11 protein-coding genes and 1 tRNA gene are annotated in these 14,168 nt (G+C 68.1%); 3 read left to right on the forward strand and 9 right to left on the reverse strand.

Annotation, left to right across the window (positions count from 1 at the left end; translation table 11 throughout):
* Positions 1-3: 3 nt before the first annotated feature.
* The 4 genes from AC2FAN_RS19290 to AC2FAN_RS19305 all read right to left on the reverse strand — a co-directional run bounded on the left by AC2FAN_RS19290 (position 4) and on the right by AC2FAN_RS19305 (position 2,662).
* Complete coding sequence (locus tag AC2FAN_RS19290) at positions 4-771, reverse strand: flavin reductase family protein (RefSeq protein WP_485175921.1); 768 nt, start codon at positions 769-771, stop codon at positions 4-6.
* Positions 772-1,267: 496 nt separating this feature from the next.
* Positions 1,268-1,341, reverse strand: a tRNA-Gly gene (locus tag AC2FAN_RS19295).
* 76 nt (positions 1,342-1,417) lie between these two features.
* Complete coding sequence (locus AC2FAN_RS19300; protein WP_485175922.1) at positions 1,418-2,446, reverse strand: trans-3-hydroxy-L-proline dehydratase; 1,029 nt, start codon at positions 2,444-2,446, stop codon at positions 1,418-1,420.
* Between the two features lie 54 nt (positions 2,447-2,500).
* On the reverse strand, positions 2,501-2,662 hold the full coding sequence (locus AC2FAN_RS19305; RefSeq protein ID WP_485175923.1) for a hypothetical protein: 162 nt from the start codon (positions 2,660-2,662) through the stop codon (positions 2,501-2,503).
* Between the two features lie 63 nt (positions 2,663-2,725).
* On the opposite strand from AC2FAN_RS19305, the gene AC2FAN_RS19310 reads away from it, so the two are divergent.
* From AC2FAN_RS19310 to AC2FAN_RS19320, 3 genes are all read left to right on the forward strand, one after another.
* Positions 2,726-4,279, forward strand: coding sequence for a methyltransferase regulatory domain-containing protein (locus tag AC2FAN_RS19310; protein WP_485175924.1), 1,554 nt, complete (start codon positions 2,726-2,728; stop codon positions 4,277-4,279).
* Positions 4,280-4,344: 65 nt separating this feature from the next.
* Positions 4,345-6,129: a transglycosylase SLT domain-containing protein gene (locus AC2FAN_RS19315; RefSeq protein WP_485175925.1), complete on the forward strand. Its 1,785-nt coding sequence runs from the start codon at positions 4,345-4,347 to the stop codon at positions 6,127-6,129.
* 73 nt (positions 6,130-6,202) lie between these two features.
* Positions 6,203-6,481: a hypothetical protein gene (locus AC2FAN_RS19320; RefSeq protein WP_265053824.1), complete on the forward strand. Its 279-nt coding sequence runs from the start codon at positions 6,203-6,205 to the stop codon at positions 6,479-6,481.
* A gap of 110 nt (positions 6,482-6,591) precedes the next feature.
* Here the strand turns inward: AC2FAN_RS19320 and AC2FAN_RS19325 are convergent, their stop codons facing one another.
* The 5 genes from AC2FAN_RS19325 to tssL all read right to left on the reverse strand — a co-directional run.
* On the reverse strand, positions 6,592-8,643 hold the full coding sequence (locus AC2FAN_RS19325) for a serine/threonine protein kinase (RefSeq protein WP_485175926.1): 2,052 nt from the start codon (positions 8,641-8,643) through the stop codon (positions 6,592-6,594).
* Complete coding sequence (locus AC2FAN_RS19330; RefSeq protein WP_485175927.1) at positions 8,640-9,479, reverse strand: PP2C family protein-serine/threonine phosphatase; 840 nt, start codon at positions 9,477-9,479, stop codon at positions 8,640-8,642. Before AC2FAN_RS19330 ends, AC2FAN_RS19325 begins: the two co-directional genes overlap by 4 nt.
* Complete coding sequence (gene tagF, locus AC2FAN_RS19335) at positions 9,448-10,152, reverse strand: type VI secretion system-associated protein TagF (protein ID WP_485175928.1); 705 nt, start codon at positions 10,150-10,152, stop codon at positions 9,448-9,450. Before tagF ends, AC2FAN_RS19330 begins: the two co-directional genes overlap by 32 nt.
* Before the next feature lie 4 nt (positions 10,153-10,156).
* The gene (tssM, locus tag AC2FAN_RS19340; protein ID WP_485175929.1) at positions 10,157-13,786 is read right to left on the reverse strand and encodes a type VI secretion system membrane subunit TssM; all 3,630 of its coding nucleotides are present in this window, start codon (positions 13,784-13,786) and stop codon (positions 10,157-10,159) included.
* A 9-nt stretch (positions 13,787-13,795) separates the two neighbouring features.
* On the reverse strand, positions 13,796-14,168 hold a 373-nt coding region (gene tssL / locus AC2FAN_RS19345; protein WP_485175930.1), incomplete at its 5' end, for a type VI secretion system protein TssL, long form.

A 14,168-nucleotide genomic window follows, 5' to 3' on the forward strand; every position in this document is an offset into this window, starting at 1 on the left:
GTGTCAGAGGGAGCGGAGGCCGAGCGCGGTGCGGGCTTCCTCGGCCATCCAGCCGAGCCGCTCGTAATCGCCGCGCCAGTAGAGGAGAGCGGCGTCGTTGCGGCCGAGCCTGACCTCGCGCACCCGTCCGATGACGATGGCGTGCGAGTGCCGCTCGATCAGCTCTTCCAGCTCGCAATCGAGCGCGGCCAATGCGCCTTCGAGGAGCGGCGCTCCGGTGCGGCCTTCGTTCCACCGCGCTTCGGCATAGCGGGCGGGGCCCTTCTCGCCGTTGCGGCCGGCGAAGCGGTCGGCGACCTCCTTCTGCGCGGCGGTCAGGAAGTTCACGCCGAAGCTGCGATGGCGCTTCAGCACGGGGAAGGTGGAGGACGACAGGTTGAGCCCGAACATCACGGTCGGTGGCTCGGCCGAAAGCGAGGACAGCGACGTCACGGTGAGGCCAGTCCGGTCCTCCCCGCGCCCCGTGGTGATGACGGAGACGCCGCCCGCTAGATGACGCAGCGCCGAACGGAACTCGCCCCCCAGCTCGTTGAGGGCCGGCTGGACGCGCGCCGGCGACCTGCCGACAGCATGCGGGGCCTGGGAAGCGAGCGAGACGAGCGCCATGGAAACCTCTGAAGGGGACTGCGGATCGGGGGTACCGGGCGCGGGTGCCCGGTGGATCGGCGGATGGCTGCCGCGCCTTGGCAGCTGGACGATCTGGCCGCCGCTGGTGGCGGTCGAAGGCGGGTGGCGCGTTCCGGGGCTGCCGGTGGTGTCGGCTCGGGACATGAGTCCTCCTTCGCCGGGAGGCCGGCGTTGCAGGGAAAACGAGACCGGGAAAGGAAGTGGTCGGGCGCTCAGCCGCGCCGGCACCCCGTCAGGAACATCGCCTGCGCAGTGGCGCGACAGAATTGACCGTGCATGTCATCGGCATCGCCGGCGTGTCTCCGTGCTTCGGAGCCCACGATTTCATCGTGGTGCTTTTAGCGTTGTTGACGCGGCGCAAGCTGCTCCAGCAAATCCCGCGAAGGAGCGAAACGAATATCGCTCGATACTTCGATTGTTTCCGTGAAGGGGGCTGCGGTCAATGAAACAGCTTTTCAAAGATCGGGCTGGCCGTAGGTGGAAGCGCCATGGCGGGCCGTCTGCCGGGAGAATTCCGTTTGTCCGCCGCGCAGCGGGGTCAGAAAGCCCGATCCGAAAGGAACTCGATGAGCCGCTGCATCCATTCCGGGGTGCAATAAGACCGTACTCACGGCCGATATTGGCGACGATGCAGGAAGGCTGGAGCGGGTACCGGGAATCGAACCCGGGTATTCAGCTTGGAAGGCTGCTGCTCTACCATTGAGCTACACCCGCATCAGCGGCCAAATTCCCTATCGCACCGGCAGGTGTCAAGGGCTGCCGCGCCGTTCCACAGCCGAAACGCCGTGCTTCACAGTTTCGGCCAGGTATCGGAGAGGCGATAGCCGGCGGGATACGGGTCGTCGGGATCGAGCATGAGCTGTGAGGTGCCGGTGACCCAGGCGTTGCCGGTGATTCGCGGGATGATCGCCGGGGTCTCGCCGATCCGCGTGAGGCTTTCGATCTCGCAGTCGAAGCGCGAGCCGATGATCGACAGCCCGACGAAGCGTTCGCCGACGTCGAGCTGTCCGCGCGCGTGCAGCACGGCCATCCGCGCCGAGCAGCCCGTTCCGGTCGGCGACCGGTCGATCTTGCCGGGGCGGATCGCCACCGCGTTGCGGCCGGTCAGCACGCCGTCGATGCGCTCGACCGGGGCGGCGAACTGGCAGAAGGAGATGTGGTTCCAGGCGGTGTCGCCGGGATGGGCGAAGCCGAGCTGTTCATTCGCGGCGCGGGTGATGCTCATGCCGGTCTCGGCGATCTCGCGGGCCTCATTGGGCGCGATCGCGAAGCCGAGGCGGGCGGCATCGACGATGACGAAGCTGTCGCCGCCATAAGAGATGTCGACACTCAAAGTGCCGAGGCCGGCTACCTCGATTGTCGCGTCGAGCCGTGCGGCAAAGGAGGGGACGTTGCGCAGGCTGATCGCCTCGGCCTTGCCGTTTCGGCAGGTGGCGCTGATCTCGATCAGCCCGGCCGGAGCCTCGAGCACGAGGTCGGTGCGCGGTTCCTGCATCGGCAGGATGCCGGTGTCGAGCAGCACCGTCGCGACGCAGATCGCATTAGAGCCGGACATCGGCGGCGTGTCGGCCGGCTCCATGATGATCCAGCCCATCTGGGCACGTGGGTCCTTGGGCGGGACGAGCAGGTTGACGTGGCGGAAGACGCCGCCGCGCGGCTCGTTGAGGACGAAGTTGCGCAGGGTCTCGTCGTTGGCAATGAAGCGCGACTGTTCCCAGATCGTCTCGCCCGGCGGCGGCTGCACGCCACCGACGATGACGTCTCCGACCTCGCCTGCCGCATGGCAGCCGACGACATGGATGATCCTGCTGCTGCGCATATGGGAGGCCCGGCTCGGTGCGACCGGACCAGTGTTACCCGGTCCTCATCGGCTTCAGAAGCCGAAGTTGAAGCCGGCCTTGACGATATCGCCGGAGGTGCGCGCCCGCATGAGCGCATATTGGCCCGGCGCCAGGCCGGTATAGTCCTGCAAGGTCAGCTTCTGGTTGCCGAGATCGTAGTGGGTGTAATCCAGCCGGAGCGTCCGCTCCTTCAAATGAAGGAGGCGCCGGAGAGGTCGCTGGGATGGTATGGTCCGAACCGAGGCGGACAGGCGGCCATGAGCGCTTCAGCGATCAATCCCTATGACGCCGTGGCCTATCCCGGCCATTCATTCTCCCAGACTCATCCATCGCGGTTGGCGACCATCGCGCATTTCCATGGGATGAGCCCGGCCCTGCCATCCGCCATGCGCGTACTCGAACTTGGCTGCGGGCGAGGCGGAAACCTGATTCCGATGGCCGCGCAATACCCGCGGAGCCAGTTCCTCGGCATCGACCTCAGCGGGGATTCGATCCGCCAGGCGAACGCCAGCGCGGCCGAACTCGGACTTGCGAATGTCGCATTCGAGCAGCGTGATATCCTGGAGCTGACGGTCGAGCTCGGGCGCTTCGACTACATCATCGTCCACGGCGTGTTTTCCTGGGTGCCGGATCCGGTGAGGGAGCGCATCGTCGCGCTCTTCGGCGAATTGCTGGCGCCGCAGGGCGTCGCCTATGTCAGCTACAACGCGCTGCCGGGCTGTCGCCTGCGCGATCTGGCGCGGGACGTCATGCTCTACGCGGTCCGCGATATCGACGAGCCGCGCGAGCGGGTGCGGGTGGCGCGTGCGGCGCTCAAGGATGTCGCCGAAGCCAGCGATCCCGACAGCTTCCATGGCGCGGCGCTGCGCCAGCGCCTGAAGCAGATCGACGAGCTTCCCGACAACGTCTTCTACCATGACGACCTGAACCCCGGAGCGCGCGCCTTCGCTCTGCACGAGGTCTTGTCCACGGCGGAGCGTCACGGGCTGCAATTCCTGGCGGAGGCCTCGTTCCCGAACCTCTACGGCGCCGCCAAGGGGCCAGCGCAGCAGTTGCTGGCGCAGATTCCGGTGGAGGAGGTGGCGCGGCGCGAGCAGACGCTCGATCTGCTGATCGGCCGTCCGTTTCGCGAGACGTTGCTGTGCCGGGCCGATTTGCCCCTGCAAAGGGGCATCCGCCCCGATGCGCTGCGGCCCTATTACCTTGCCGCCAATGCGCGGCTGGCCCAGCAGGTGACGGAGGATGCAAGGCCCGGCGTCGAGCGTTTCGAGTTCGACGAGGGGGTTCGGCTCTCGGTCGATCTGCCTCTGTGCAAGGCGGCGCTCGGCGTCATGAGCGCGATCTGGCCGGCCAGCATCGCCTGGCACGAACTGGTCGCGCGTTGCTGCGACGAAGTCGGCGATGGGCTGGGGCTCGATCGCGCCCACGAAATCGGGCGGCTGGAGGAAGCGCTGATCGCGATCTTCAAGGCTGGGCTGCTCGACATCCGGCTGGAGCCGCCGGTGCTGACGACGGAAATCAGCGAGAAGCCGGCCGCAAGCGAGATCGCGCGCTGGCAGGCCGCGACCGCCCTCGAAGTGACGGATCTGCGCCACCGCACCGTTCAGCTCGACAGCATCGTGGTAAGGAAATTCGTCAGCCTGCTCGACGGCTCGCGCGACCAGCGCATGCTGCTCGACGAGATGAACGCCTTCCTGGCCGAGACGCGGGCCGCCGGCGTCGCCGTACCGAACCTGCCGGAGCGGGCGACGGCAGCAGAGGTGGCGATGCATCTCAGGGATGTCGCGCGCCTCGCTTTGCTGCGCGCATGACGATTGTCGCTCCGTGGAGCGGGGCGTAACCTTGCGGAAGGGGCGATGAGGCGCGGGCCGTCAGAATGAGCGAGCGCTTCCGGCAATTCCAGGCACTGTTTCCGGAGGAGGCTTGCCTCGCCGAATTGATGCGCCTGCGCCATGGCGGCACGATCATGGCCTGCGCGGCCTGCGGACGCGCCGCCTCGTTCGAGATGCGCCCGAAGCTGCGCGGCTTCGCCTGTAACCACTGCCACTACATGATTCATCCGGCGGCGGGCACGCCGATGGAAAGCCGGCGCACGCCGCTCCAGCTCTGGTTCTTCGCCCTGAAGACCGTGACGGAGCATCCCGCCAAGGGTGCAGCCGCAATGATCGCGCGGGACGCGGGCGTGCCGCAGATGACGGCGCAGCGGCTCGTCGACGAGCTTGCGACGCTAGGCGAGCGCGACGATGCAGCCTGGCTTGCGGGCCTGCGCCGCCTCGTCTCGGACAGTGCCGCCTCTGCTGCACCGGAGCAAGCTTCCGGTCCGGCTCGGCAACTTGCGCAGCCGGCGAAGGCAACCGAGAGGGCGGGGGCGGCTCCTCCCGCGAAGACCCCCGATACCGGACGCCCGCGTGCTGCGCCTGCATCTCGGCAGGGCGCCGCTCAGCCACCGTCGGCCGTCGTTCCGAAGCATCCTCATAAGCCGTCTGCAATGCCTGCGGGCGAAGCGCTCGATCCGGTTTCGTCGGCTCGGAAAGGCCTCTCCGGACGCATGGCGATCGCAGCCGTGGGAGTGGGCGTCGCCTGTGTGGCGGCGGCCGTGCTCGGCCTCGCCTATGCAAGGCTGCAGCAGCCGGAGCGGTCCATGCCGGCTGGTGCGGACGAGGTCGCGGCGGTCGAGGCGCCCGCGCTGAAGGATGGCCCGGCCCGGCCCTCGCTGATCCTGTCCTCGGTGGAGCAGGATCTGGAGGGGGCGCGGCAGGCGGCCCAGTTCGCCCTCGACAACGATCCCTCGCTGGCGGCGATCAAGCCGCAGGGGGATGCGCCGACGCAGCAGGTGCCGGTCAATCAGCTGCAATTGCCGTCCAACATCCTGCTGGTGCCACCGAAGATGCAGAGCGTGCCGACGGCGCCGACCGCACCCAGCGGAGCGCCGCAGCCGCCGCCGCAAATCTCCAGCGGCGATCCCGACCAGATCCTGACCTTCGGGCCGATCAAGATCCGCCGGCATCTGGTCGATACGATCGTGCGCGCCAGCAAGGTCGTGGGCGCCGATCCGACGCTGCTGATGGCGGTGGCGGACAAGGAGTCCTCGTTCTCCACCGGGGTGAAGGCGAAGACCTCGTCCGCGACCGGCCTCTACCAGTTCATCGAGCAGACCTGGCTCGGCGTGATCTACGAGTTCGGCGCCAAGCACGGGCTTGCCGCGGATGCCAAGCTGATAGGCCGTTCCGGCAGGCAGTTCACGATCGGCAATGGCGACGAGCGCCAGCGCATCCTCGACATGCGGCGCGAACCCTATGTTTCGGCGCTGCTGGCGGCGGAGATGCTGAAGCGCGACACGCTGAGGCTGGAGCGCGCTCTGGGGCGCCACCTCACCGGCGGCGAGATCTATCTCATCCACTTCCTCGGGCCGGATGCGGCGCAGACCTTCATCGAGACGATGGAGGAGACGCCGGGCGTCAAGGCGGCCGAGCTGCTGCCGAAGCCGGCCCAGGCCAACCGGCCGATCTTCTACGCCGATGCCGGCGGCGAGACGAAGGTGCTGTCGGTCTCCGAGGTCCACAAGAAGTTCAACGACATGATCAAGGTCAGGCTCGACCGCTACAGCGCGGTCAGGCCGACGATGGGTCCGGGCATCGCCCGGCCGCAACCGAAGAAATGACGTTTTCCGCCGTGCGCGATCCCGCCTGCGGCCAGCCACGCCCGGTTCCCGGGCATCGATGAGGAGAAAGCTCATGCCGGCCAACCGTTTCGAGCAGGTCGACGAGCCGCAGCCCGACGCGATCACGCTCAGCCTGAGCGAGCGCAGCGGCGAGGCCTTCGGGCGGGTGCTCTGCCCGGCCGAACTGGCCGGCGGGCATCTCGTCAATGATTTCGTCAGCGACGAGCTGGCGGCGAAGGACGCCTTCCGCACTGCCATCCGCCTCGCCAACGAAATCCAGGCACCGATCGTCGTCGAGGATGCGGCGGGCGTCTGGCAGGACGAATGGGGCGTGCTGTACCGGGAGGAGTGAGAGGCCGAAGCCGAATGCTCCGTCATGCTGGGGCTTGACTCGCGCGTCCGGGAACTAGAGCCCGCTGGTCCTGAGATTCTCGGGTCAGGCCCGAGAATGACGCCTGTCCGTCACTCGATCCGGAAATATTTGATCCCGAGCCCGAGCTTGCCCGGCTGGCGCGCCAGGTCGAGCTTGAGATTGGCGAAGAACTCGCTGGCAGGAGCCGGGTTGGGGCCTGCGAGCGCGGGCAACGGTTCCTGGCTGACGAGGGCGAGCACAGTCTGCGGGCGGGCCGCGCCGCCGGTCGATTCGAGCTTGAGGTTGAAGGTGATCTTGCCGCCCTCGCGCTTCATGAAGCTTTCGAGGTTGTAGACGAGTCCGTCGTCGCCGATCAGCACGACATCGAGGCTCTGGCCGCCGCCGGCCTCCACCGAGCCGTTGAGGATTTCGCCGCTCTTCATGTTGAACGCGCCGATCTGCAGTCGCGGAGAGCGATCGATGCCGACGCCCGGCTGGCGCAGGAACTCGACCATCGGGCACTGCGCGCTGGTGACGGGGCGCAAATTGATCTGCGCCTCGAAGCCCTGCGCGGCCTTGAAGGCATTGTCGAAGGTGACGAAGGGGCCCGATGCGCTCCCGAAGCCTTCCAGCGTCGCCTTGCGGTCGCCGATTTCCAGAGGCCACAGGAAGAAACAGGAGCCGCCGTCATAGTCGCGAACGTAGCGCTCGACCCGTTCGGCCGGCGTGCGCGGCTCAGGCTCCGGCGCGAGCGCGGCGGTCTGCGGGGGCGGCGGCGCCTGTGTCGAGGGCTGGATCACGGGCGGGCTGGATGGCGGTTTTGCGATGGCGACCGGCGGTTTCTCCACCGGCCTGACCTCGGGTAGCGGCGGAGACTTGGCGGGCTCGGCTGCGGGCGGGCGCGCAGGCGGCGCCGGTGGTGCGGTCTCGACGTTGGTGGCGATCTGGGGAGGCGCCGGGGTCGGTACTGGCGGCGGTGGCGAGGGCTGCGGGGCCGCGACCGGCGGTGCGGGCGTCTGGGCCGTGGTGCTCGGCGCGGCCGCCTGGGCCGGCTTCTCTGCCGGAGCTTCGGTCAGCGATGGCGCGTTGTTGCTGGCGGTGGCGCTTGCGGAAGGCTGCTCGGATAGAGGCGGGGGATCGGCGCTCGGGAGGCGGGCATTCTGGCCCGCCTGTTCGGGCTGAAGGCTCTTCCAGGCGTAGAAGCCGCCTCCTGCCAGCAGCGCGAGGATCGCGACGCCCGCGACGAGCGCCATCGGAGACTTTCGCTGCGTCTTCTGGCCGGCAGGGCCAGCCGCCTTCTTGCCGGCGGCAGGCGATTGCCAGGCGGCGACCTCGGCCATGTCGGCCGGGCGGTTTGCGGGGTCGGGCGCGAGCATGCGTGCGAGCAGCGGGCGCAGATGGGCATCGACGCCGGAGAGATCGGGCAGGCGGCGGCGCTTGTCGAGGATCTGGACCTGCGAGCCGCCCATGTCGAGCGCGCGGCCGGTGACGGCCTCTGCCAGCACCAGCGCGAAGGAATACATGTCCGAGCGGCCGGTGACCTCGCCGCCATGGAGCCCGAGTTGCTCGGGCGAGACATAGTTGTATTTTCCCGCGAAGCCGGAGCCGATCACCGTGCCTTCGCCGAGCAGGCTGGAGCGGGCGATGCCGAAATCGATGATCTTGGCGCGGGAGGGATCGCCGCCGGGCAGGATGATGTTGTCCGGCGAGATGTCGCGGTGGACGATGCCGAGGCGATGGGCGGCATGCAGCCCGGGCCCGACCCGCTGGCGTAGCACATCGGCTTCCTCGATCGTCAGCGGCTGCTGCTTGATGCGCTCGGAGAGCGGCTGGCCGTCGACGAACTCCATGGCGAGGTAGGGCGACTCGCTCACCGGATCGATGGCGAAGACGTAATAGCGGACGATGGCCTCGTTATAGAGGTTGTGCAGTGCCGCCGCTTCGCGCCGGAACAGCGCGATCACGGCCTCGTCGCGGGCCATGTCGGGGCGGATCATCTTGATCGCGACGGCGTCGCCGGTCTGGATGGCGCGGCCCTTGTAGACCTCGCCCATGCCGCCGACCGCAATCAGGCTCTCGATCTCGTAGATGCCGTTGAGCCTTGTGCCGATGCGGGCATTGGCGCGCGGGGCGAAGACGGTGCGCTCGGAGTCGTCGCTCATGGCGTGGGGCTCCCTGGTGCGCGCCGGTTCGGCATCCAGCGTGTTCTCTCGCTCGCGCCCTGTCGATAGCGGACGATCACGACGGTGACATTGTCGCGCGCGCCGCGCTCCAGCGTCAGCGCCAGCAGGGTGTCGCAGGCGGCCTGCGCGCCGCCAGCCTGGACGGCCTGCAGGATCTCGGCATCGGCGACGTGCTCGGTCAGCCCGTCCGAGCAGAGCAGGAAGGCGTCGCCATCGGCGATCTCGCCGTTTTCGAGGTCGAGCTCCGGCGTTTCGTGCACGCCGATCGCGTGGGTGATGACGTGGCGGCGTGGCGAGTTCTTCGCTTCGTCGGGCGTCAGCAGGCCGCGATCTACCATGTCCTGCACCTCGGTATGGTCGCGTGATATCTGCGTGATGCGTCCGGCGCGGACGAGATAGATCCGGCTGTCGCCCGACCAGAGGCAGGCGAAATGGCGCTGGTGGATCAGCAGGACAACGAGGGTCGCACCCATCGTCGCGCCGCGCTGGCGGATTTCCTCGCGCAGGGTGTGGTTGGCTTCGAGCACGCTGCCCTCCAGCATGGCGAGCAGCTCCGATGCCGAGTTCGTCGCGCCGACGCCTTCCAGCGCGGCAACGACGGTGGCGCTGGCGAGCGCGCCGTTCTCGTGCCCGCCCATGCCGTCCGCCACGGCCCAGAGGCCGACTTCGGGGCGCAGCAGGAAGTTGTCCTCGTTCGCCTTGCGGACCTTGCCGGTATGGCTGATGCAGCCGGTCTCGAAATCGGAGGCCGCGCGCGGAGCATCGTTCATGGCATCGCCCTCATTATCCGGCGCGCTCGGCTGCGAGATGGGCATCGAAGCGTCCGGTCAGCAGGCCGGTGAAGAGATAGGGATCGGGCAGGGCCTGGCCGGTCAGCGCCAGCGCCTCGAAATTCGGCCCGCCGATGGTCCAGAGATATGAGGCATGGGCATAGGCCCGCGAATGATCCTCGACGCGCAGCGCCGCCAGTCGCTCGGGAAAGCCGGAAGAGATGGCGGCGCTGACGATGGTGCCGTCCGAGAGCCGCACCATGTCCTGCGGTGGGGCGGTGAGGTGATGGTCGTTGGGCACGGGCAGCGCGGCGAGGCGCTGTGCGACGGCCTCGTAGCTCGAATCGGGTTCCAGGGCCTGCAGCAGGAAATCCTCGATCGCCGCGAACCATCCGTCCTGCGGATCGAGTTCCGGCGGGGGGATCGCGGCGCCCGGCGCGGCCACGGCGAAGACGGTCAGCGGGAAATAGCGGCCGATGCCGTCGACCGAGGGCATGAAGGCGCCGGCCACCGTCTGCCCGCCATGGCCGGCGCCCAGCCAGAAGCGCCAGATTGGGGCGTTGAGATAGGCCTCCTGCCAACGGCTTCCGAGTTCGAGCCGGCTCGCGGTTAGCCCGCCCTGCAGCCATTTCTCGTAGACGGCCAGGAAGCCTGCGGGGGCGTTGAGCGCGATGAAGTCGCGCTTGGCGGGGAGCTTGCCGAAAAGGCCGCAGGGCACCGCGTCAGATCCCCGCGGGGCAGCGGATTTCCCGCAGCGCCGGCAGGATCAGCGGGTTCTTGAGCGAGCCGACGCCGAAGGAATAGCCGACCTGCCGGCCGCCGCCGTTCAGCGTGAAGCCGACATTGTCGCCCTGCTTCAGCACCGAGCCGGCATCGAGCAGGCGGAAGAAGGACCAGGTGCCGTCCTTCTCGAAGAGCTTGGCCTCGCCCTGCGCTGCATTCTGCGAGCCCGAGGAGAAGAAGCCGCCACCGAACATGCCGCCGGAATTGCCGCTGCCGCCGCCGAGCGTCAGCGTGATCGCCGTCTTGCCGACGCCCCCACCCGGCCACATCACCGGCGTCGGCGTGTTGACGCCCTGCTGGCTGGTCACCGTGAAGCCGTTGATCTCGAGCTTGGCGTTGGCGGCGTCGGCCGAGAGCGCGGTCGGGGTCACCACCATCTGGAAGGAGGGCAGGTTGCCGCCGGTCGGGAAGAATGCGTCCTTGATCTCGCTGGCGCGCTGGAATTCGCGCAAGGTCGTGGGCGAGAGCGCGCGCGCCACGCGGCTGTCGACGCGCCAGCTCCATTGCGGCTTGGAGGTGTCGACGAAGGGCTCCAGCCGGTCCTTGTAGAACTTGTCCATGATCTGGCCGGGGGCGAAGAGCCGGGCGAAATCGGCGAGCGGCACGTCGCGGGTGCTGGCCTTGGTGAAGGGGTAGCGGTTGTTCATCACCTCGGTGCAGATGCGCGTGACCTGTTCGGCCAGCGCCTGCCGGAGCAGGGCGACGGTCGCGCCGGTGGCATCGCCCTCGAAGTCGTTGACAGCCTGGATGATCATGCCGTCGAAGGGGGCAGGGTAGCGCGAGGAGTTGGCGCGCAAGGTCGCGATCAGCGGCACGAGCGCGGCGTTTGCCGCCGCCGACTGCGCCGGATTGGTCGCGGCGGTGGCAAGATTCTGGTTGATCTCTGAGAAGGTCTGGAGGAGCTGGTCGACCGGCCGGCGGCCGAGATCGCCGTCGACGAGGACCTGGAAGGGCTTGAACTGGCCCTCGATATCGGCTCCCAGCGCCGGGTCCGTGCCGCCGGCAAGCACGCGATCGACCCCCGGCGCGGCAAGCGGGAGATTGCTGCCGAGGCGGCCGAGCGCCTGACTCGCGCGCTGGTCGAGCGTCTGCACCGCAGCAGCGGCGGCGGCCTGCGCCACGGCTTTCTTCGCGTTCGGGCGCTCCTTGGTGAGCTGTGTCTCGTCGCGCAGGGATTCTAACACCTGCTTGAACGGCGAGGTCGGCGCCGAGATCGCGCTGAGCGCGACATAGCGCGGCTTGTCGGCGTTGAGCGGGCGCAGCTTCAGCCGCTTCAGCATGCGCTGCCAGCCGGCGACATAGTCGCGGGCATAGAGCTTCATCAGGTCCTGGAAGAGCGTCGCGTACTGGGCGGTGATCGCCTGCTGGTCGACATTCTCGCCCAGCACCCAGCGCTCCTTCTCTATTCGGTCGCCGATGTCGCCGAGCCGGCCGATGAAGGCGGTCTGGAAGCCGTCATAGGTGTAGAAATAGGGCACGCGGATCTGGTCGAGGTCTTCGCCGCCGCTGCCTTCGAAGACCAGGCGGACATCGGACCCGCCGCGCTGGGATGCGACCCAGTCCTTCTGGCTCTCGCTGCGCGCCTGCGTCCGCAGCAGCTCATAGGCGCGCTCGGCGATGCTGAGGCGGCGCAGCGTGCGCTGGCTCTGCTCGATCAGCGACTGGTTGAGCTTGACCATCGGCTCGGCCGAGCCCTCGTCGAGGTCGAGCATCGCGGCCAGATGCTCCTCCAGCGCCTCGCGCCCCTTGGCGTTGGCGGGGCCGGGGAATAGATTCTCGGCCCAGTCGAGGCGCATCCAGGAGGTGACGAGGTCGCGGTCCATCTTAGCCTGGCCGCCGATCATCATGTAGACCTTCAGCGCCTCGTAGACGAAGCCGGGATTGTTGGCATTGGCCTCGAGCTGCTCCTCCAGCCGGAAGATGATGCGCGGGCGCAGCATCCGCTCCAGCGCCTGCTGATAGGTGATCTCGGTCGCGTTCTGCAGGCGGTCGCGCTGGCTCAAGCCCAGGGTGGCGAGCGTCGGCGTCGGCTCGTTCTGGGTGGCGTAGCCCGCCGGCATGTTCCGGAGCTTGTGCAGCAGCGGCAGGATGCGGCTGAAATTGCGGTCGGAGACGGTGGTCTCCTGAAGGACCGGGGCTGCGGCGCTGCGATAGTCGGACAGGCCGTAATTGGTCGCGGTGATGAGGTCGCTGTTGCGCGAGAAGCTCGTCCACCACAGGCCGAGCGCGGCGAGCGACAAGATCGCGACCGTCGCGAAGCCGGCGATGCGCAGCATGGTCGAGCGGCGCGCGGCGCCGAGATCGGTCGAGACCCAGCCGGATTCGCCGATCACCACCTTCTGGATGAGGTCGGTGAGGAAATAGCTCTTGCCCTTGCCGGAGAAGGCGGCGGCGCCGGCATGATCCGAGCCGAAATTGCGGGAGAGCGCGCCGATGAGCTGGTCGATCGGCGTTCCCTCTTGCGTGCCCGAGGTGAAATAGAAGCCGCGCAGCGTCGCGTTGGCGTGGTAACGCGTCGGCTCGAAGACGCGGGTGAGGAAGTCGACGATGGAGCGCTTCAGCGTGGCCATCTGGCTGGGGAAGCCGAAGATCTGGGCGCGGGATGTCGGGTTGTGCTCGTCCTGCAGCCGGTCTGAGAGACGTTCGTTCAGCCGCTCGATCAGCGCGTCATATTCCGGCGGCACGTCGCCGATCATGTTGCGCGTCTTGTCGGCGGTCTGGAAGGTGTGGCCCCAGACCATGCGCCGCTGCGGCTCGGTCAGCGCGCCGAAATACTCGTTGAAGCCGGCGATGAGGTCCGCCTTGGTGAAGACGGCATAGACCGGGAAATCGACCTTCAGCCGCTCGTGCAATTCGAGCAGGCGCGAGCGGATCGCGTCGGCATGGGCGGCGATCTCCTCCGGCGTCGAGGTCAGCAGATCCTCGACGCTGATCGCGACCAGCACGCCGTTGATCGGCTGGCGCGGGCGGTTGGTCTTGAGCAGGTCCAGAAAGGCGAACCAGCTCGTCTTCTCGGCCCTGGTGTCGGTGTCCTGCGTGGTGTAGCGGCCGGCGGTGTCGATCAGAACCGCATCCTCGGCGAACCACCAGTCGCAATAGCGCGTGCCGCCGGAGCCCGCGACGGCGGCCGGCGTTGCGCCGCGCGCGAGCGGGAATTTCAGCCCGGAATTGACCAGCGCGGTCGTCTTGCCGGCGCCGGGCGGGCCGATGATGACGTACCAGGGCAGGTCGTAGAGATAGTCGCCGCCGCCCTTGCCGCGCGCGCTCTTGAGCGTCGCCAGCGCGTCGCGCATCGCATTGGAGATCGCGGCGCCGTCGCCGGTCGTCTCCTCCTTCTCCAGCGCTTCGGAGAGCGCAGCGGTCGCCTTGCGGCGTCGGATGACGACGAAGGCGATCCAGCCGAACGCCCCGACCAGCAGCAGCACGACGACGGGCAGGCGCACCCAGAAGGATTCGAAGGGCCGGACGTCGCCGAAGGCGAGGAAGGGGCCGCCGAACCAGACCAGCGCCGCGAGCGCGAGCGCGCCGATGAGGATTGCGAGGATGCGGAGCCAGGTGGCGAGGTTCATGCGCGCCTCCTAGCCCTGACGCTGGATCAGGATTTCGACGCGCCGGTTCTGGGCGCGGCCGTCGGCGGCGGTGTTGGGCGCGATCGGCGTGTCGGCGCCCTTGCCCTCGAAGCTGATGCGATCCGCTTTGCTGAGCTTGGTCTTCAGCACGTCGCCGACCGCCTTGGCGCGCGCCTGCGAGAGCTCGACGTTCGAGGGGAAGCGGGCGGTGCGGATTGGCACGTTGTCGGTATGGCCGATGACCTTGATCGCGCCGCCCTCCTGCTCCAGCACGGCGGCGATGCGCTCGATCAGCGGCTGGAACTCGGTGCGTACCGCGGCCTGCCCCGGCTCGAATAGGGTGATGCCGACGAGGCGGACGATGATGACGTTGGGCGTGACA

This window comes from Allobosea sp. RIT-PG3_2 (assembly GCF_057321085.1).